Source organism: Flavobacterium sp. LHD-85 (assembly GCF_030929595.1).
Lineage (GTDB): Bacteria > Bacteroidota > Bacteroidia > Flavobacteriales > Flavobacteriaceae > Flavobacterium.
In genome coordinates, this window is sequence record NZ_JAVFVR010000001.1 from 630,045 (window position 1) to 649,928 (window position 19,884).

Annotated in this window: 12 protein-coding genes; 4 read left to right on the top strand and 8 right to left on the bottom strand. The window is 34.9% G+C overall.

What is annotated here, in order from left to right; translation table 11 throughout:
• Positions 1-3: 3 nt before the first annotated feature.
• The 3 genes from pbpC to RB618_RS02750 all read right to left on the bottom strand — a co-directional run bounded on the left by pbpC (position 4) and on the right by RB618_RS02750 (position 8,920).
• A complete protein-coding gene (gene pbpC / locus RB618_RS02740; RefSeq protein WP_308067368.1) occupies positions 4-2,379 on the bottom strand; it encodes a penicillin-binding protein 1C in 2,376 nt (791 codons plus the stop codon).
• Positions 2,380-2,596: 217 nt separating this feature from the next.
• Positions 2,597-8,284, bottom strand: a complete 5,688-nt coding sequence (locus RB618_RS02745; protein WP_308067369.1) for an MG2 domain-containing protein — start codon at positions 8,282-8,284, stop codon at positions 2,597-2,599.
• Between the two features lie 192 nt (positions 8,285-8,476).
• Positions 8,477-8,920, bottom strand: coding sequence for a nucleoside deaminase (locus RB618_RS02750; RefSeq protein WP_308067370.1), 444 nt, complete (start codon positions 8,918-8,920; stop codon positions 8,477-8,479).
• Between the two features lie 60 nt (positions 8,921-8,980).
• Between RB618_RS02750 and RB618_RS02755 the strand changes: the two genes are divergently transcribed.
• From RB618_RS02755 to RB618_RS02770, 4 genes are read left to right on the top strand one after another with little or no spacing between them, the layout of a single operon-like run.
• A complete protein-coding gene (locus RB618_RS02755) occupies positions 8,981-9,793 on the top strand; it encodes an energy transducer TonB (RefSeq protein WP_308067371.1) in 813 nt (270 codons plus the stop codon).
• Complete coding sequence (locus tag RB618_RS02760) at positions 9,793-10,425, top strand: hypothetical protein (protein ID WP_308067372.1); 633 nt, start codon at positions 9,793-9,795, stop codon at positions 10,423-10,425. The genes RB618_RS02755 and RB618_RS02760 overlap by 1 nt, the downstream gene beginning before the upstream one ends.
• 52 nt (positions 10,426-10,477) lie before the next feature.
• Complete coding sequence (locus tag RB618_RS02765; RefSeq protein WP_308067373.1) at positions 10,478-12,265, top strand: 1-deoxy-D-xylulose-5-phosphate synthase; 1,788 nt, start codon at positions 10,478-10,480, stop codon at positions 12,263-12,265.
• A gap of 33 nt (positions 12,266-12,298) precedes the next feature.
• Positions 12,299-13,300 (top strand): DUF3078 domain-containing protein, encoded by a 1,002-nt coding sequence (locus tag RB618_RS02770; protein ID WP_308067374.1) that lies wholly within the window; start codon positions 12,299-12,301, stop codon positions 13,298-13,300.
• 60 nt (positions 13,301-13,360) lie between these two features.
• Here RB618_RS02770 and RB618_RS02775 read toward each other — a convergent pair whose 3' ends face one another.
• From RB618_RS02775 to RB618_RS02795, 5 genes are all read right to left on the bottom strand, one after another.
• The gene (locus tag RB618_RS02775; protein WP_308067375.1) at positions 13,361-14,707 is read right to left on the bottom strand and encodes a deoxyguanosinetriphosphate triphosphohydrolase; all 1,347 of its coding nucleotides are present in this window, start codon (positions 14,705-14,707) and stop codon (positions 13,361-13,363) included.
• Between the two features lie 154 nt (positions 14,708-14,861).
• Positions 14,862-15,647, bottom strand: coding sequence for a pyruvate formate-lyase-activating protein (pflA, locus tag RB618_RS02780; protein ID WP_308067376.1), 786 nt, complete (start codon positions 15,645-15,647; stop codon positions 14,862-14,864).
• A gap of 73 nt (positions 15,648-15,720) precedes the next feature.
• Positions 15,721-17,955, bottom strand: a complete 2,235-nt coding sequence (gene pflB / locus RB618_RS02785; protein ID WP_308067377.1) for a formate C-acetyltransferase — start codon at positions 17,953-17,955, stop codon at positions 15,721-15,723.
• 110 nt (positions 17,956-18,065) lie between these two features.
• Positions 18,066-19,244, bottom strand: coding sequence for an OFA family MFS transporter (locus tag RB618_RS02790; protein ID WP_308067378.1), 1,179 nt, complete (start codon positions 19,242-19,244; stop codon positions 18,066-18,068).
• Positions 19,245-19,363: 119 nt separating this feature from the next.
• Positions 19,364-19,825: an Lrp/AsnC family transcriptional regulator gene (locus RB618_RS02795; RefSeq protein WP_012023598.1), complete on the bottom strand. Its 462-nt coding sequence runs from the start codon at positions 19,823-19,825 to the stop codon at positions 19,364-19,366.
• Positions 19,826-19,884: the final 59 nt, after the last annotated feature.

The following is a 19,884-nucleotide window of genomic DNA, read 5'->3' on the forward strand; positions in this document are numbered from 1 at the left end:
ACTTTAATCCCTCACAATTTCAATTTTTCTTCTGATTTCATTTCCAGAAGCATCTACAACTGTGACATAATGTATTCCTGTTGTGGGTGTAATAGGCAGTTCATGAAACGTTTTTGTTGTTGCTTTATAAACATCATCTACATACCAAAAAAGTTCTTTATCCCTTTCAGAATAAGCTACTTTTAAAATTACCGGCTGTACTTTACTATTGAAATCCTTAGTTAAGTAAATTTTACTGTTAGCTTTTGGATAAATAAAATCCATTGATTTGGTTTGTGTCCCCTCGCAACCTTCTTTAAATGGCGGTAATGGCAAATACTCAATATGCTGGCTTTTGTAATACCACGCCATAACAGGAGGCAGTACAAACCAGTTTTTTGTCACAATATTATCGATACTTTCGCAACTGCTGTTAACCTGAAACTGTTCTGTTTTATCCAAATGAATTGTTCTGTGATACGGACAAACTTTAGTCGATTTCCCTTTTTTGGTAACCCATTGCTTGATTTTAGGACAATTATCTTTTGCCCGATAACCGCTCAATCTGCAAACCTCAACTTCTGCTAAATCATCATATGGCGTATCAAACCATCTTTGCCTTGGCAGCAAATTAAAAACATCGAATAAAATTGGCGCTGCGCTGGTAACTCCAGTTAAAGTTGGTCTTCCCTCACCTGTCGCATTTCCAACCCAAATTCCAACTACATATCTTGAATTGGTTCCAATAGCCCAGGCATCACGATTTCCGAAACTTGTTCCCGTTTTCCATGCAATTTTCAGTGAACTGTCATAAAATTTCCAAGCTTCATCGCCTTCAGGCCTATTCACCTCTTCCATTGCGTTGTAGGTTAACCAAATTGATCCCGCACCCAAAATATTCTTTTGATCAGTTTCAGAGCCAAAATCAGGCTTAAAATCGTTTTTATAATTTAGTTCTGTAAATTCGTTAGTTCTATATTTACTTTTATTTTTAGTGTAATAATTGACCGTAGATGAAAGATTAGCGTATGTTCGACATAAATCCCACAAATTACTTTCAGCGCCTCCCAAAATCAGCGATAAACCATAATGATCTGGTGTTTTATTTATGTTCTTTAATTTGAATTTTTGAAGTTCTTCGTAAAACTTGTTTACAGTAAATTCCTGAAGCATTAAAACCGCAGGAATATTCAACGAACGCGACAATGCTCGATGTGCTGGTACTGCTCCGTCATAAGTTAAATTAAAGTTTTGTGGCGTGTAACCCGAAATCTGCGTTGGAATATCGGATACTAAAGTATTAGGTAATAATTCTCCGTCGTCTAACATTACGCCATACAAAAGCGGCTTTAGAATACTTCCTGTACTTCTTGGCGCATCAATAATATCAACATCTTTTTGATGATCTGCATCGGCTGGAGAGTTTCCAACATAACTCATCACATTTCTATTCTGAACATCAATAACCAAAATAGCCAGATTATGCACTTCATTCTGCTTATACTGATTGTAATAATATCTCGCGATTTGATTAACACGATTTTGAAGCGCGTAATCAATTGTAGTTTTTACTCTTGTTCCTTCTTCATTTTTAGCCACTCTCTGCAATAAATGAGGTGCAATTTGAGGCAGATCGTACGGTTTTTGAGGTAATGGCTCTTCTACGGAAAGTTCATACGTCTGTTTGTCGATAATACCTTCTTGATGAAGTTTCAACAAAAGCCGATTTCGTTTGTTGAGTAATTTTATCTGATTTTTTCCTGGATAAATTAAACTTGGCGCATTTGGCAAAACAGCTAAAACCGCATTCTCTGCCCATGATAATTGATTGGACTGAACACCAAAATAACGCCATGAAGCCATTTCCAACCCCACAACATTTCCTCCAAAAGGCGCATGTGCTGCATACATTTCGAGAATTTCATTTTTAGAATATCCTAATTCTAATCTTGTAGCGAGAATAATTTCTATTATTTTTTCGAAATAGGTTCTGTTTTTTCCTTTTCGAGAAAGTCTGATTACTTGCTGCGTTAAAGTACTTCCGCCTCTAACTACTTTCCCTGCTTTTCGATTTTGTTTAAAAGCATTAATCATTGCGCCTGGATTGAAGCCTGGATGTTTATAAAAATATTCGTCTTCAAAATACACAATGCATTTCTTGAATTTATCAGGAACGCTATCTTGTGCAGGAAAACGCCATTGTCCGTCGCGGGCAATTTTAGCTCCAAGCAATTCTCCTTCTTTACTTTCTATTACGGTTGAATATGGTTCTTTGAATAAAGTTCGAGGTATCGAAAAATAGTAAATCAGCAAGAGCAGAAATGCAATTGCTGATTTTATTTTGTTTCTTTTTATCCAATTTAGAATGCGTTGGAAAAACGCTTTTAATTTATTTTTCAACACTTATTTTTTTAACCGCAAAGGCGCTAAGTTATTCGCAACGTTCTCTAAGTTTTTTTTGCTCGCAGATTCCGCAGATTGAGCAGATTTTATTTTTATCTGCTTGATCTGCAAAATCTGCGGGAGACCTACAAAGTTTTTTTCAGCCACAGATTAAATGGATTCGGACAGATTTTTAAAAATCCTTTTAATCCGTGTAATCTGTGGTAAATAAATTTTATTTCACAACCTCAACCCAGAATCCTTTTGTTCTGGCTAAGAAAGTATTATCATACATGGCTTCACATTGTAAGCCCGGTAAATAATAGTTTCCTAAATACGATGCGTTTAGCAGAATTCGGAAAACTTTTGTTTCTCTGGCTTTCATTCCGAAGTAGAAATTAGTCCTATCGTCTCGAATGTCAATGTAATCTGCAATATTATTTACGGCGTCACCATAATCAGTGAAACGAGTATTTACAATTTCGAATCCTGAAGGCAGAATCTGCGATAACGCTACGTTTTGAACACTCTCTCCTCTTTGGTTTTTAATCGTAACCTCAGCAACAAATTCAGTTCCTTGATTAATTTTTGAAACATTAATTATGCTTCCTTTTCTGTTTTTGAAAACAATAGAAGCTGTAACATCGCTTTGAACTGCATTTTCTTGTCCGATTGGCAGAATTCCTGTGTTTAATACACGAACATAAACCGTATTAGCTTTATTGTTTTTCAGTGTAATACTGTTTGTTCCAGAAGCAACAGACAAACTGCGATCTGCAACTGATTTCCCTGTGTTTATTGTCTCTCCTTTTCCGTTTTTATTAAATTGGATATTAATTCCTTTTAGACCATTACTAACTGCAAATTTCGACATTGCATATAGACAGTATGCCGTGGTTTGCGTACTCATCCATTGATTTGCTGACATTTCTTTAGCCAATTTAGACGCTGTTACAAATGCTTTCTGTTTCTGACCCAAAAGAAGCATCGTTTCCAAAGCCATTGCTCTGTTTCTTTCGCTTGAACCGTAATAGTAATAGCTATATCCGTCTGAACTTCCATCAATGCTTGTTCTCAAGAACAAACTTTGTCCTGCTGATTTTTGACCTGCTAAAACATAAGCTGCAGCTAAACGGAGCATACTTTCGTTAGAAATACCTTTTGTTTCTCTTAATCTATTCATTGCTGATAAATCGGCATTTCCTGCTAAAGCTAAAGTGTATAAACGATATGCTTGAGCTAAGTCATTTCCGTATTTCGGTTCAAAACGCCATTGTTTCGCTTCTTTCTGCTGATATGATAACCATTTCGATTTGAAATTAATTGGCAATACATATCCTTTTTTCTCTGCTTCAATCAAGAAATGTCCAGCATAAGAAGTTCCCCAATCGTCTGCAATTGCATTTCCTTGCCAGTACGGCATTCCTCCATTTGACAACTGGAAATTGCCCAATCTTGCAATTCCAGCTGCTATATTTTTCTGAATCAAATCTTTGCGTTTCGCATCGATATCTGCAACATCTCCTAAATACAATTGTGGAAAAACAGATGAAGTTGTCTGCTCTACACAGCCATGCGGATACTGAATTAAGAATTGTAATCTTCCATTCAAATTCATTGATGGCATTGACGAAACTTCCAATCTTGCTTTATTACTTCCTGCAATTCCAAATGTTTTCCATGAAATTGTTTTAGTACTATTTGGCGTTAAAACAACATCTGTAAAAGTACTCGTAACCGGATTTGGATTCGTCATATCGATCTCAACATCATAAGTTGATTTCTCGTTTCCAGATGTCGCAATTACCTGAACTTTTGCAATTCCAGTAGCAGAACCTACAACTAAATTGAAGTACGCCATTTTCTCATCTGGCTGTGCAAAATTTAGTCTTTGAACTGCACTTCCCGCCACTTTCAATCCGTTGCTGGTTTTAACCTGAATTGAAACATTTTTGATTTTGTTCTCAGTTGCAAAAACTGTTACTGGCAATGTTACTTTTTCTGACGGCGAAATTTTTCTTGGTAGCGAAGCTAGAACCATCAACGGACTCTTAACTTGCGTTGCTTTTTCAACGCTTCCGTAAGCGCTTGTATTTGCATCTCCCGCCACAACCATTGTTCTAACAGAACCAATATACTTTGGAAGTTTTAATTGATGCGATTTTGTTTCTCCTTTTCCTAGTTTAAATGGTCCGTAATACAATACAACAGGTTTGAAACGGTTGGCTTTTTTAGCTTTTCCTCCTCCCAAATCCTGATCACCACCAATACTGAAAATCTGATTTATTTTTCCGCCATAAGCACCAATTACATCATCGTAAACGTCCCAAGTTTTTACTCCCAAAGCTTCACGAACGTAGAAACTATCCCATGCGTTTGGTGTTTTAAAACGAGTTAAATCCAGAAGTCCTTCATCTACAACTGCAATTGTATACGTCATTTCTTTCCCTGATTTCTCTCCTACTTTAACCGTAAATGGCTGTTCTGGCCTTAAAACATCAGGCATATTTAGAGTTGGTGTCAAAATGGTGTTTTTATCTACCACTTCAATTGGTACAATTCCGTACATACGAATTGGCGAATCGTTTTTAGTTGAAGCATGAGGCTGTAATAACGTGATATTAAAATATACATTTGGCGCCATTGCTCCTGTAATCGGAACTTCAACTTTAGTTTCCCCTTTTTTAGTCTCAGCCCAAATAGTCTGAACTACTCTTGATCCGTTTTCTACAGAAATTAAAGCTCGTCCGCCTTCACTTGAAGGGAAAGAAATCTGTGCTTTTTCTCCAACTGCATAATTCTTTTTATCGGTAGAGAAAACTAACATATTAGCTGTTGAAGCATCTCTATTACGCGTTTTTCCAGACCAAATTGGCCAATCGATATTTACGGTTAAAGAAGTTGCATGACCATCTTCCTGATCTGCAACACGAATTAAATAACGTCCCCATTCTTCATCTGTCAAAGCAAATTGGAAACTTCCTTTTCCGCTAGAATCGGTATTGACTACAAAGGTTTTATATGAAGTCGTTGCATTAGACGAGTTGTAATTTGATAAATTATCGCTTGAAGAATCCCACCACCATCTCCAATCTACTTTGTAAACTCTTACTTCGAGATTACGAACGGATTTTGGTCTTCCGTTTTCATCCACTGTAACCACGTCAAAACGATTGTTCGCTCTCGTTTCAAGCATGCTGTATTTGTTCAGTTCAGGTGTTTTAAGTCCAACATAAGTTTTGTACGGAGAATAAGTTGTCGACATGACATCTGTACTAAAATCTCCTCCCTCTTCATATACTTTTGTAATAAATGAAGCGCGAAGCATTCCTGGTGCCTGACCTTGTAATCTGGGCTGAATATTTACAGAAGCTTTTCCATTTTCATTTAATTTTCCAGAGAAAACATTAATTTCTTCTGTGCTGAATTGACGCGCCAAATCATCAAAAGTATATTTTTCATAGCCTTTGAAAGTTGTAGCTTGCTGAGAGAATTTAGCCTGCATTTCTACATTCAAATTCTTAGCAATTGCACCGTGAAGCCATGTCACTTCAAGATTGTCTGTATTTGGATAAGAAGCCGAAAGTGTTTTTCTACTAAAAGTATTTTTGATTTTCAAACGATTTGGTTTGATCGTTTCAATCTTTATACTCTTATAAAATTTAGCTCCACCAACACTTACCATTGCTTCCCAATTTCCTGTTGGCGCATCTTGGTTTGTTGGCACTATAAAAGCATAATGGTTTAAATCGTTCGTTTTTTGAACGGTCTGATAAACTGTTTTTCCATTTGGATCATTTAATCTGAATTTAATTGGATGTGATTTCGGAAGTTTATTCGCGGCATCGTTCAAAATAAATGACAGATACAGATTATCTCCAGGACGCCAAACACCTCTTTCTCCGTAAATAAATCCTTTTAGGCCTTTTTGTAAAGTCTCTCCCGCAACATCAAAATTACTTACTGACAATGAAAGTCCGTCATCCAGTTTCACGTAAGTCGATTGATCTCCTAAAGTAACAATTGCGAAATAGGCGAATTTATCCAATTGGAAAGAAGCAATACCTTCACTGCTAGTTGCTTCTGTTGCTATTTTTTGCTGTTGGAAGTTGTATAAATCAACTCTTGCGTTTGAAACTGGCTCAGTTGTAACAATATTATTTACAGCAAATAAATACGATTTGTTCTCTCCTCTTTTGGCAATAACCCCAAGATCTGACGCTAAAATATTAGTAGCAATTCTAGCATTGTAAAAATAAGAACCTGTACAAGGATCTTGGCTTTCTCTCCAGTCGTAATCGTCATAATAATAGTAATCATCGTAAGAGTTTCCGCTGTAGTTTACGTCGTTTTCATCAACTTCTTCTTCCTCGGTTTCATCGTCATTTCCTTCTGATGTTTCGCATTTATAAAGCGAGTATTTCTTTTTGTAAACAAACTCGACTCTGTAAATCGCTCCAGGTTCTGGTTTGATGATTTTAGATAAATCTAAAGCATACGTATTCCATTTTGTCAGATTTACGAGCGTACTTTCTTTTAAATTAAGAGTAGTTTTGGCAATTGGCTGTGCTACTTTTTTGAGATTTTGTCCGCCATTTAATTCATTGTATTGAAGAAACTGAAGAATGTTATTTTTGTAAATCTTATACACTTTTACATCAACAGCACTTAAATTTACGGCTTCGAAATTCAGTTTTAAATTGTTTGAACTTGGCAGAATTGTTCCGTTTTTAATAAAACGAATGTTTGGTTTTATCTGATCAAAAGAGATTTTTTCGGTATAATTGTTTTCTAGTTTTTTACCGTACTGGCTTTCTATTCCCTGAAAAACTTCCAGCAACAATTCTCCTGTAACAACTTGTTCTGGTTCTTCGTCTGGCACATATTCAACTACTTCTTCTGCAACTGTGGCAGCTGAATCTACAGCAACTGCGGCTGAGTCAACCACAACAGCAGCCGAATCTACAGCAACTGCTGCTGGTTCTGCTACAGCTACCGCTATTGGCTCTTCTTTTTTAGGAGCATTTTGATTCGTAAAATATACTTTCAGTAAATTCCCTTGAGTAGAAAATTTCAGGTTATTAGTGTTTTGAATCGAAACCAATCCAGCAAAATCCTGACCTTTTTCTAAAGGCTCTGAGAAATTAATTAAAACCTGCTGATTGTTTCCGTCTGGAACTTCAACCTTAATAACTTTAAATTCGTTGATGCTTGTAATTGGGAAATCGATCTGTCCTTTTTGATCAATATCAAAATCATTTCCGTCATAGATAATTTCTAAATTTGAAGCTTCTGATTGACGCTGAATGCTGTCAATTATAAAATGAAATTCTTTTCCTGAAGACACATTTTTATCAAACTTAATCTTAAGATCACTTCCATTATGTTTGGCTTGAACCAGCTTAATTGCGGTTTCCAAATCAATATTATCTGCTGTTTTAAGTGTACAGTTTAAGTATTGATATTCTTTGCTATATGACTGAATATCGCCTGTATTGATGGTAAAATCCTGTTTAACGGTTTTAACTGTAAAGTTAAATTTAGAAAGTTCTTTTTCTTTCTCTTTTGGAATAGCAGTCAGTTTATCGAGGTTTAAAGTAACCTGATATTCTGTTCCCATTTTGAGTTTTTTCTCTGGAATAAAAGCAATTGTATTAGTTGAAAGCGCAATAACTTTTCCGTGAACACTTGGCGAAATATCAAACAAATCATCGTCTAATTCCTGATTTGGTTTCCAATCGTTTTTATCGAATGCCAAAACCACACGAATATCAGAATCTGCAGAAACGATACCACCTGTAAAACTGGTAATATAATCTTTGAATAACGAGAAATCTGAATTGAAATCTGCAGCTGATTTACGTCCACAGGATTGAAAAATAAAAAACACAAAAAATACGAGAGATAGTCCTTTTACTTTCACTTTTATTTAGAGTTAAATGGTTAACAAATTGAGAATTTAATACGATTTACTGCTAAAAATAATAACAGCAAAATACGAATTAAATCACCATAAAAGTAAGGTATTTTTTGAGTTATTTAAGAAGAAAATTCCGAAATAAAAATATTTAACTTTTGTTGAAGCTTATAGACTATCCTACACAATTCCTGCAGCTTATTTTCTTCTTTCCAGAAAAAAACGTTTCATTAAATCTGCAGCTTCATTGGCCATTACACCAGAAACCACAGTAGTTTTAGGATGCAGTTTTGTTCCCATGTTTATAAAGCCACGTTGTTCATCGCGTGCGCCAAAAACGATTTTAGAAATCTGACTCCAATACAAAGCCCCTGCACACATTTGGCAAGGCTCAAGAGTTACATAAAGCGTACAGTCTTTTAAATATTTTCCGCCCAGAAAATTTGCGGCCGCCGTAATAGATTGCATCTCTGCGTGAGCCGTAACATCATTTAGCAATTCGGTCAAATTATGACTTCTTGCAATAACTTTATCGGCAACAACTACAACAGCTCCAACAGGAATTTCGCCTTTTGAGTAGGCTTCTTCTGCTTCCTGCAAAGCTTTTTTCATAAAATATTCGTCTGTAAAAGGATTTTCCATATCTGCAAAAGTAAAACTTTACCCATTATTTTTACTACATTTAAATTTTGAAATTTGAATATGAAAAAAAAATACAAAATCAGCATTCCTGAACCCTGCAATGAAGATTGGGACAAAATGACTCCAAAGGAAAATGGTCGTTTCTGTATGAGCTGTTCTAAAACAGTTGTTGATTTTACTTCTATGCTTCCAGAAGAAATCCAACATTATTTCATTCAAAATCAAGACAAAAAAATTTGCGGAAGGTTTAAACAATTGCAGTTAGATTACATTACGATTCAAATTCCTAATCACGTTTTGTATTCGCAGACCAACTACCATAAAAAGTTTCTTCTTGCTTTGTTTATTGCAATGGGAACTACTTTATTTAGCTGTGCAGACAAAGAAGGAAACAAGAAAAAATTTGATAAAATTGAGGTCGTTAACAATACCTCTCAAAATCAAGATGAGGATATTTCCTCATGCTATGGGCATCAGATTGAATCTAAAAAAGAAAAAACAAAAATACCTAGAGAAAAAGTCACAATGGGAGCGATAGTTCCTTCAAAACCTATTGAATATTATAGCTTTAAGTATAGCATCATATACAATTCTGTTGATTTGGATATTTTACCCGCTCCAAAAGGTGGAATGAAAAAATTCTATTCTTACTTTGCAAAAAATTACACTGCTTCAAAAAAAGGAGAAATGTCCGTCATATTTGTAGTAGAAAGAGACGGCACTTTAACTAATTTTAAAGTAACTAAAAATGCATCATCAGCAAATGAAGCAGAAGTTATTAAAGTTTTAGAATCTGGTCCTAAATGGATTCCTGGAAAAACAAACAATCGTATTGTTCGATCAACTTTCATTTTGCCAATTACATTTAAATAATGAAAATAAAACATAAAATAACTGCCAATATAAATCGCAAATCACTTTTGCCGACGTTGTATGCAGTTATAACTGTACTTTTTTTCGGCTGCCAAAACAAAGAAGATAAACAACAGGAAGTAAAAAATATTGAAGTTGCTAAAGATACTTTGACATCTAAATCTGTTGCTTTAGATACAAATAACAGAAAGAGTTTAGAACAAACACAATCGTCTACGCTAAAAGTTGAACAAGTTGAATTAAAGAAAACTATACCAACAGTATCTGAAGAATCTACCAAGAACAAAACCTCTGAGCAGAATAAAGTAAAAAAAGATGATTCTGCCTCAACTCTAAAACCCCTTTCAAATACAAATGCTGAATTTCCTGGTGGGATAGAACAATTTCATAACTTCTTCATGAAAGAATATAAAAAACCCGAAGATGTAAGTTATTGGAAACTCAATTTTACACTTGCATTTGCAGTAGAAAAAAACGGCACTGTATCTTTTCTCGAATGTTCGCCAGCTGTTGAAGAATCTCTGCAAAAAGAAATCATCAGAGTTTTAAGTTTATGTCCGAAATGGCAACCAGGAGAATCGAATGGAAAAAAAGTCCGGATGCAATATTCTGTCCCTATTCTATTGAAATAAGACTCAGCAGGAAAATTAAATTTAAAACCGTAAATTTGCTTTTTACCTTACAATGAAAAGCAATTTACTTTCCAACATATACAATCCTGCCGATTTGCGTCTTTTAAAAGAAGAACAGCTTGCTCAAGTTGCTCAAGAACTTCGTCAATTTATTATTGATATCGTTTCTATAAAAGAAGGGCATTTAGGAGCCAGCTTAGGCGTTGTAGAACTTACAATTGCTTTGCATTATGTTTTTAATACTCCTGATGATTTACTGGTTTGGGATGTTGGACACCAAGCTTACGGACATAAAATACTGACCGAAAGAAGAGAAAATTTCCATACCAATAGACAGATCGGAGGAGTTTCGGGTTTCCCAAAAAGAAGCGAAAGTGTTTACGATACTTTTGGTGTTGGACATTCTTCGACTTCTATTTCTGCGGCACTCGGAATGGCGATTGCTTCAAAACTAAAAGGTGATTTTGACAAAGAACATATTGCGGTTATCGGCGATGCTTCTATCGCCAGCGGAATGGCTTTTGAAGGGTTAAATCATGCTGGAGTTACAGATGCCAATATTTTGGTTATTCTAAATGATAATGCCATAGGGATTGATCCGAGCGTTGGTGCTTTGAAAAAATATCTTACTTCGGTTAAAAATGGGAAAAATCCACGACAAAATAATATCATTAAGTCTTTGAATTTTGATTATTCGGGGCCAATTGACGGTCACGATCTTCCTAAATTAATCAAAGAATTAAAACGTTTAAAAAAGATTAAAGGCCCTAAATTTCTGCATATTGTTACTACTAAAGGAAAAGGATTGCAGCAAGCTGAAGAAAATCAGGTAAAATATCATGCTCCCGGAAAATTTGATGCTTTAACTGGAGAAATTCATTTAAAATCGGAAGAAAATCTTCCTCCAAAATATCAAGATGTTTTTGGCTTAACTATTTTAGATTTAGCTAGAAAAAACGAAAAAATAATCGGAATTACACCTGCAATGCCATCTGGAAGTTCATTAAAATTTATGATGGACGAATTGCCAGATCGTGCTTTTGATGTCGGAATTGCCGAGCAGCACGCCGTGACGCTTGCCGCAGGAATGGCCACTCAGGGCATGATTGTGTATTGCAATATTTACTCTACATTTTTACAGCGCGCATATGACCAAGTGATTCATGATGTAGCTTTGCAAAACCTTCCTGTTATTTTTTGTTTGGATCGTGCGGGCTTAGTAGGCGAAGATGGCGCAACGCATCATGGTGTTTTTGACATGGCGTGTCTGCGTTCGATTCCGAATATGGTAATTTATGCTCCACTGAACGAAATTGAACTTCAAAACATTTTATATACAGTTCAATTAGGAATAGATTATCCAATTGCAATTCGATATCCTAGAGGTCGCGGAGTCCTGCCAAATTGGGAAGTAGAAAATTTCGGACATTATCAAAAAATTAATTTAGGCGAGGCAAAATGTTTAAAAGATGGTACGAAAGTTGCTGTGCTGTCGGCTGGAACAATTGGAAATAATGTTATAGAAGCTTTAAAAGAATCAGCCAATGCTGATGAAATTGCACACTATAATTTTAGTTTTATTAAACCGCTAGACAACAACACATTAAGCGTTATTTTTTCAACTTTTGAAAAGATTATTACCATCGAAGACGGAGTTAAAAATGGCGGTTTTGGAAGCGCAGTTTTGGAGTTTGCAGCATCAAATAATTTCAAAAATTCGATTGAAATTTTGGGCATTCCAGACGAGTTTATCGAGCATGGAACGGTAAATCAGTTGCAACAATTGTGTAAAATTGACGTTAAAAGTTTAATAAATCTTTTTTCTAATGGTTCAAAATAATTATTTTGCAAAACCAAAAAAAAAATTACCTAAATGAAATTATTGCGTTCTACCCTTTTGCTATTACTGCTTTTGTGTACTTCTAATAACTTTGCCCAGATTATACAAACTACTTTAAGCCCAAATCAAGCACCTAAACCGCCTTCAAATTGGTCAGAAAAGAACCAACTTGGTTTTGACCTTTCACAAATTGCCTTTGTTAACTGGAGTGCAGGGGGAACAAGTTCTATCTCTGGATTATTTAAAGGAGAATTCTCTAGAACTTATCTAAAAGGGAATCATAAATGGTTTAATGAACTTATCATGAAATATGGTCTAAACAAACAAGACGATATCGAGTTAAGAAAGACTGATGATGCCGTTCAATTCAACTCGACTTATGGTTTTAGAAAAGACACAGCTTCAAATTGGTATTATTCTGCGAAGTTTAATTTCAACACTCAGTTTACCAACGGTTATAATTATCCTAATCGTGATGTTCCAATTTCTAGACCATTTGCACCAGCATATATCTTTTTGGGAGCTGGAGCCGAGAACTCAAATAAAGAAAAAAACAGAACGTTTTATTTCTCTCCAATTACTTTAAAAACCACCTTAGTATTAGATCAAAATTTAGCAAATCAAGGTTCTTTTGGTGTTAAAAAAGCCGTTTATGCACCAGATCCGCTAGATCCTACACAACAAATATTAATTGAAGAAGGTCAAAAAGTAAAAGCCGAATTTGGTATCCTTTTTACTGCCTACATGAAAAATGAAATATATAAGAATGTTTTTTATGAAAACAGACTTTCTTTATATACTGATTATTTAAACCGATTCGGAAATGTGGACATTGATTATGATACTCGTCTGGACTTAGTTGTAAATGCTTATGTCAAAGCTAATATTGGTGTTCATATCATATATGATGACGACATTAAAAACAAAGTAGACGTTATAGATCCAACCACAGGAGCAAAAAGTCAAGTTACTGAAGGGCCAAAAATGCAGTTAAGGCAAGTTCTTGGCGTTGGTCTGGTTTACGCTTTCAAATAAAAAACAAATACAGCTATAAAAAAAGCTTCTTTTAGAATATTCTGAAAGAAGCTTTTTTATTTAACGTTTTTTCTGTCCTTGAATTGTTTCGTATAATTCAAGAGCGTTTCCGTCTGTAAGAAGCGAAACATAGTGACAGATATGCAATAAACGTTCATAAAGATTAGTTTTCTCTAAATGATGTTTCTCTGGCAACATTTTCAAAATCAATTTATCATAATTTGAAGCCGTTCCCTCATATTTGTTATTGAATGCTGTAATAAACTTATCCAATAATGTTTGAATGATTTGATAGCCTACAATTTCTTTTTCAATCACTTCGCGGCTTTGATAGATTTTCTCAACACTTAGTTTGATAATATCATTCATCTGCGCTTTGTATTTGCTTTTGTCTGTTAAAGCATATGGAAAGTTCCCTGCCAAAATTGCTTCTTCATTTTCAACAAAAACATTTACAGCATCATTTATTAAAGTTCCGATTGCTAAAGCTCGCAAATAACTAATGCGGTCTTCTTTTGTAGTTAGCGACTTGTATTTTGAAACTCCTATATTGTCTTTTACCAGATTAATCAAATATTCTAAAGCAAAATCTTCAGAGACCAAACCTAAATTGATTCCATCTTCAAAATCGATAATTGTGTAACAGATATCATCTGCAGCTTCGACCAAGTAAGCCAATGGATGTCTTTCAAAACCAATATTATCCCCAGATTTGTTGGCAATCATTCCCATATCTTTGGCTACTTCTTCAAAGAACAATTTATCAGACTGAAAGAATCCGTATTTTTTATCAGAAATATTATTGGTTGGTTTTTTCGGAAGGCTTTCTTTAGGGTATTTCATAAAAGCTCCCAAGGTAGCGTATGAAATACGAAGTCCACCCTCAATTCCTGGGCGGCTTGCTGTAAGAACCGAAAATCCGTTGGCATTTCCTTCAAAATCAATTAAATCTTGCCATTGTTTATCTGTAAGCTGATTTCTGTATTTCTGACCGTTTCCAATAGAAAAATATTCGCCAATTGCTTTTTCACCAGAATGCCCAAAAGGCGGATTCCCAATATCGTGTGCCAATGATGCAGCAGCCACAATAGCTCCAAAATCATTCATATGATAACCGTGAATTTCTTTCAGATAAGGATATTTCTCAATGATTTTTTTTCCTACCAAACGTCCAAGCGAACGTCCAACAACCGAAACTTCCAAACTGTGCGTTAGGCGCGTGTGTACGAAATCGGTTTTAGAAAGCGGAATAACTTGTGTTTTATCTTGTAAGCTTCTAAAAGCGGCAGAAAAAATAATTCGGTCATAATCTACTTCAAACCCTAAACGAGTATCATCTTGTTCTACACGTAATCTTTTGCTTGTATCTCCCTGACGTTTTAATGATAAAAGTTGTTCCCAGTTCATTTTAATTTTAGATTGTAGATTAACGATTTTAGATTGATGATCTAAAAGGTCAAAAGTACATTTTATTTTAGGATTTTATTCCATCAAAATATACAATCCCTCCATAATTACGGATAAACTTTTGTGCAGTCACATTATTATTTAAACACAATATTTATTTAAGAATTACATTTTTGAAGTATTTCTTAAAAATTGCCAATGCTTTTTCTTTGCTTTCTTTGGTTGGTGGCAGAGTGTCTTTTAGCGAATAAGGCATTTTCAGGAGTTCCCATTTTTGAGATCCCAACTGGTGGAACGGTATAATTTCTACTCGCTCAACTGTTTTATAATTGGTAAAATATTGTCCCCATTCTTCCAAATATTGCAACTGGTCTGTCCATCCAGGAACCAGAACGTATCTTAGCCACATTGGTTTTCCGGTAGATTCTCTGTAAGCCGCAACTTCTAATGTATTCTTATTGGTCAAACCTGTCAACTTATGATGCATATCATCATTAATGTGCTTTACATCTAGTAATAAAATATCTGTGGCATCAAAAAGTTCATGAGCTTCGCGATTATTCAGCCTTCCATTAGTATCGAGACAAGTCGTAATTCCTTCTTCGTGCAGACGTTTAAAAAAATGAAGCAACTTGGTTCGCTGCAATAATGGTTCGCCTCCTGAAACTGTCACGCCTCCCGTTGTTCCGAAATAACTTTTTTGACGGACAGCTCTTTTTACCAATTCTTCAATTTCGACCAAAGAACCTCCTTTTACATCCAACGTATCTGGGTTCTGGCAATATACACACCTAAACTGGCATCCTTGCACAAATACTACCATCCTTATTCCAGGTCCATCATGAGTACCAAAAGTCTCAAGAGAGTGTATTCTTAAATGGCTCGGATCGTCTATGTTTAATTTAACAGCTTCAATATCTTGTAATGGAAAATACATCATGTTCCTGAATAAAATTGAATAAATAAAGGCTGGCTAACTTAAGCCAGCCTTTATTGACCTTAAAAATTTAAAATTACATAGCTTCATGGAAGGTACGGGCAATAACTTCCAGCTGATGTGCTCTTGATAATCTTACAAAGTTTACAGCATATCCTGAAACTCTAATTGTAAGCTGAGGATGATTTTCTGGATGATCGTATGCATCTTGCAACGTTTCGCGATTCAGTACATTTACATTTAAGTGATGTGCCATCTGTGCAAAATATCCATCTAATACATTTACCAAATTGGTAACCTGTTCTTCTCTATTATCTCCTAACGATTTTGGAATCATTGAAAATGTGTTCGAGATTCCGTCTTGAGCATCTTTATATTCCAGTTTTGCAACAGAGTTTAAAGAAGCGATTGCTCCGCTATTATCACGTCCATGCATCGGATTTGCACCTGGAGCAAAAGATTCGCCATCTTTACGCCCGTCTGGAGTTGCCCCGGTATTAGTTCCGTACATTACATTTGACGTAATCGTTAATAAAGAAAGTGTTGGAGTAGCATTTTTATATGCCGTATGTTTTCTAAGCTCTGTAACAAAGAAAGAAGTCACTTCTTTAGCAATTGTATCTACTCTGTCATCATCATTTCCAAATTTAGGATAATCTCCTTCAATATTAAAATCTACTGTAAGTCCATTTTCATCTCTTACGGGTTTTACTTTTGCATATTTTATTGCTGATAATGAATCTGCTATAATAGAAATTCCGGCGGCTCCATAAGCTATATCAACATGCGGATCTGAATCGATTAATGCCATTTGAGCTCTTTCATAATAATACTTATCATGCATATAGTGAATAATATACATTGATTTGGCGTAAACTCTAGCCAGTTCTTTCATTGTATTTTTAAAAGCATCATACACGACATTAAAATCTAATACTTCGTCATTAATAAACGGAATATCTTTCATGATTAATGCCCCTCCTTTTTCTTCCCTTCCACCGTTTAAAGCAATTAATAATGCTTTAGGCAGGTTGGCACGCGCTCCAAAATGCTGAATCGATTTGCCAATTTCCTGATGAGAAACACAGCAAGCAATTCCGTAATCATCAGAGCCGCGGTTTGTTCTCATTAAATCATCATTTTCGTATTGAATTGATGATGTATCTATTGAAACTTCTGCACAGAAATTTTTAAACCCTTCCGGAAGATCCTCTGACCATAATACTGTTAAGTTAGGTTCTGGAGAAGCTCCTAGATTATATAATGTCTGAAGAAATCTGAAAGATGTTTTGGTCACTTTTGTTCTTCCATCATTAAACATTCCGCCTATACATTCTGTCACCCAAGTTGGATCACCTCCAAAAATTTCATCATACGCTCCTGGTCTTAAATGGCGAACCATTCGCAATTTCATTACAAATTGATCTACCAGTTCCTGCGCTTCATCTTCTGTAATCAATTGTAATTCTAAATCTCGTTGTATATAAATATCTAGGAAAGAAGATACGTTACCTAGTGACATTGCTGCTCCATCCTGCTCCTTAACCGCAGCCAGATAGGCAAAATAAACCCATTGCACCGCTTCTTTTGCATTTTGCGCTGGTTTTGAAATATCAAAACCGTAATCTTCTGCCATTATAAGCATATCTTTTAAGGCGCTGATTTGGGCTGAAATTTCTTCACGAAGGCGAACTTTATGTTCTGTCATTTCCCCATCAACCTTAGCATAATCTTCTTTTTTAAACACAATAAGCTGATTTACCCCATATAAAGCCATACGACGGAAATCGCCAATTATTCGGCCGCGAGCATAATTATCAGGCAAACCTGTTAAAATATGTTTAGAACGATAATCTCTAATTTCTTTATCGTATGCGTCAAAAACTTTTTCGTTATGATTTTTAGCATAATTAAAAATATCCAGCACGCGGTCTGATACTTTTAATCCTCTTTCTTTAACAGCAGATTCTACAAGTTTTATCCCTCCAAAAGGTTTCATTGCACGTTTTAATAATTGATCGGTTTGTAAGCCTACAATTACTTCGTCTTCTTCATTAATATAACCTGGTTTAAATGCATTTATGCTTGAAATAGTTTCTACATCTATTGCCAAACATCCGCTATTAGCCCTTTCTTGTAATAATGCCTTTTTACAGATATTCCATAAATTGGATGTTTTTGATGATGGTCCACATAAAAAAGATGAATCTCCATTATACGGAGTAATATTTCTTACTACAAAATCCTGAACATTTACTGATGTTTCCCATTTGCCTGGCACAAATTCAATTTTTTCGACACTTGCTTTCATAACTCGATTGATATTTAAAGATTTATCATATCAAAATTCGATATTCCAACAATTAAAAAACATGATAATAATCAATAAAATACGTTAAATATTTACAAATTACGCAATCGTTATCGGCAAATCAGCTTTCTTTTTATCAATAAACAAAAAACAGACGTAAATCCTAAAATTAGTGCAAAAAAGCAGAAGATTATGTTATAATCTTTAATAAAAGATAACAATCCTGTTCCTGCAAATGCTGCCGCAGACCAAGCTGTCAAAATAAAACCAAAAGGAGCATGCATTTTATTGGCTCCATAAATGTCTTTTACAAAGGCTGGCATAGTAGCAAAAGCTCCTCCGTAACAGCTAATGATAATAAAAACCATTAATTGAAATAACAAAGCATTTTCTGTTTGGGTTAAAATAAAAAAACAAAAAGTTCCGATTGTAAAAAAGAGGAAAAAGGTCAGCCAACGTCCAATTTTGTCAGATGCGCTGGACCAGAACAATCTTCCAAAACCGTTAAAAAAACCAATTAATCCAACAAAATTAATAGCCTGAGCATCATCAATATGAATAATATCCCTTGCCATTGGCGCCGCAATCGAAATTAAAGCAATGCCACAAGTTGTATTAAGGAATAAAAACAACCAAAGACTGTAAAATCGAACATCTGTCAGCAATTCTCTTATTGGAATTGAAGAATTTTTTGCTAAACACATTTCGGTTTCTTTGTTTAAATCTGGAAGAGAAAGGCAAAATGAGGCCAAAACCATTAGAAAAAAATAAATACTTCCTAACAAATAAAAAGTTCCTGATACACCATACGATGCTATCAAGGGCAGAATAAGCCTTGATGCAACGATAGAACCTATGGCAAACGACATAACAACTAGTCCGCTGGCAAAACCAGGTCTGTCTGGAAACCATTTAACAACAACAGAAACTGGAGTTATATAACCAAATCCCAATCCTATACCGCTTATAACTCCAAAAAACAAATAAAATAAGAGTAGCGAATTGATTGCTATAGCCACACCGCTTCCTAATAATCCTATTCCGAAAAATATGGCGGCAAGCAATCCTGCATTTTTGGGACCAATTTTACGAACAAACTTCTGCATAAAAGCGGCCGTAAGTCCTAAAAAACAAATTGCAAGACTAAAAGAAAGTTTTAATTGATCATTCTCCCAGCCATTTAAGGTGTTAATAGGTTTTATCCAGACACTGTAAGCATAAATAGAACCTATAGATAATTGCAGCATCATTCCAGCCAATGCAATTATCCATTTATTTTTTGTTTTCATGAGGTTATACATGTTTAAATTCGAACAAATGTATAAGCCGTGATTTACAAAAAATGTGATTTTTATCGTGTTTTCGGTTTAAAAATCAGAAAATTACGAAATCGTTTTTTACTAAAAAATCAAAACTCTAACGCTGTACTATGCTTGATTTCTCCCATCACAAAAATACTATTCGTATTTCCTATATTTTCTATCGTTGATAATTTGTTCATTACAAAATCTTGATAACTAGCCATATCTTGTACCAAAATCTTGAGCATAAAATCGTAATCTCCTGCTATGTTATAGCATTCAATAATTTCTGGAAGTGCCACAATATCTTTTACAAAATTGCTCCCGACATTTTTAGCATGTTCTTTTAAACGGACATTGCAAAAAACAGTCATGCCACGATTCATTTTCTTTTTATCTAAAAGCGCTACATATTTGGTAATATAGCCATCTCTTTCTAATCTTTTAATTCGTTCGTAAACGGGAGTAACCGTTAGAAATAATTTACTCGCAAGATCTTTTGTATTGATATTGCAGTCTTCTTGAAGATATTTTAGAATCAATAAATCGGTTTTATCTAAGTTTTCCATAGTTTTTTTTACGGCTAAAAGTTCATTTTAAACAATTTCAAAGTAATTAAATCTTTAAA

Excerpts from the sequence above, each read along its gene's own strand:
- RB618_RS02795 (WP_012023598.1), bottom strand. The coding sequence starts at position 19,825 with ATGGAAAACTTAGATAAAACCGATTTATTGATTCTAAAATATCTTCAA.
- pflB (WP_308067377.1), bottom strand. The coding sequence starts at position 17,955 with ATGAAAGCAAGTGTCGAAAAAATTGAATTTGTGCCAGGCAAATGGGAA.
- RB618_RS02755 (WP_308067371.1), top strand. The coding sequence starts at position 8,981 with ATGAAAAAAAAATACAAAATCAGCATTCCTGAACCCTGCAATGAAGAT.
- RB618_RS02790 (WP_308067378.1), bottom strand. The coding sequence starts at position 19,244 with ATGAAAACAAAAAATAAATGGATAATTGCATTGGCTGGAATGATGCTG.
- RB618_RS02775 (WP_308067375.1), bottom strand. The coding sequence starts at position 14,707 with ATGAACTGGGAACAACTTTTATCATTAAAACGTCAGGGAGATACAAGC.
- RB618_RS02760 (WP_308067372.1), top strand. The coding sequence starts at position 9,793 with ATGAAAATAAAACATAAAATAACTGCCAATATAAATCGCAAATCACTT.
- pflA (WP_308067376.1), bottom strand. The coding sequence starts at position 15,647 with ATGATGTATTTTCCATTACAAGATATTGAAGCTGTTAAATTAAACATA.
- RB618_RS02750 (WP_308067370.1), bottom strand. The coding sequence starts at position 8,920 with ATGGAAAATCCTTTTACAGACGAATATTTTATGAAAAAAGCTTTGCAG.
- RB618_RS02765 (WP_308067373.1), top strand. The coding sequence starts at position 10,478 with ATGAAAAGCAATTTACTTTCCAACATATACAATCCTGCCGATTTGCGT.
- RB618_RS02770 (WP_308067374.1), top strand. The coding sequence starts at position 12,299 with ATGAAATTATTGCGTTCTACCCTTTTGCTATTACTGCTTTTGTGTACT.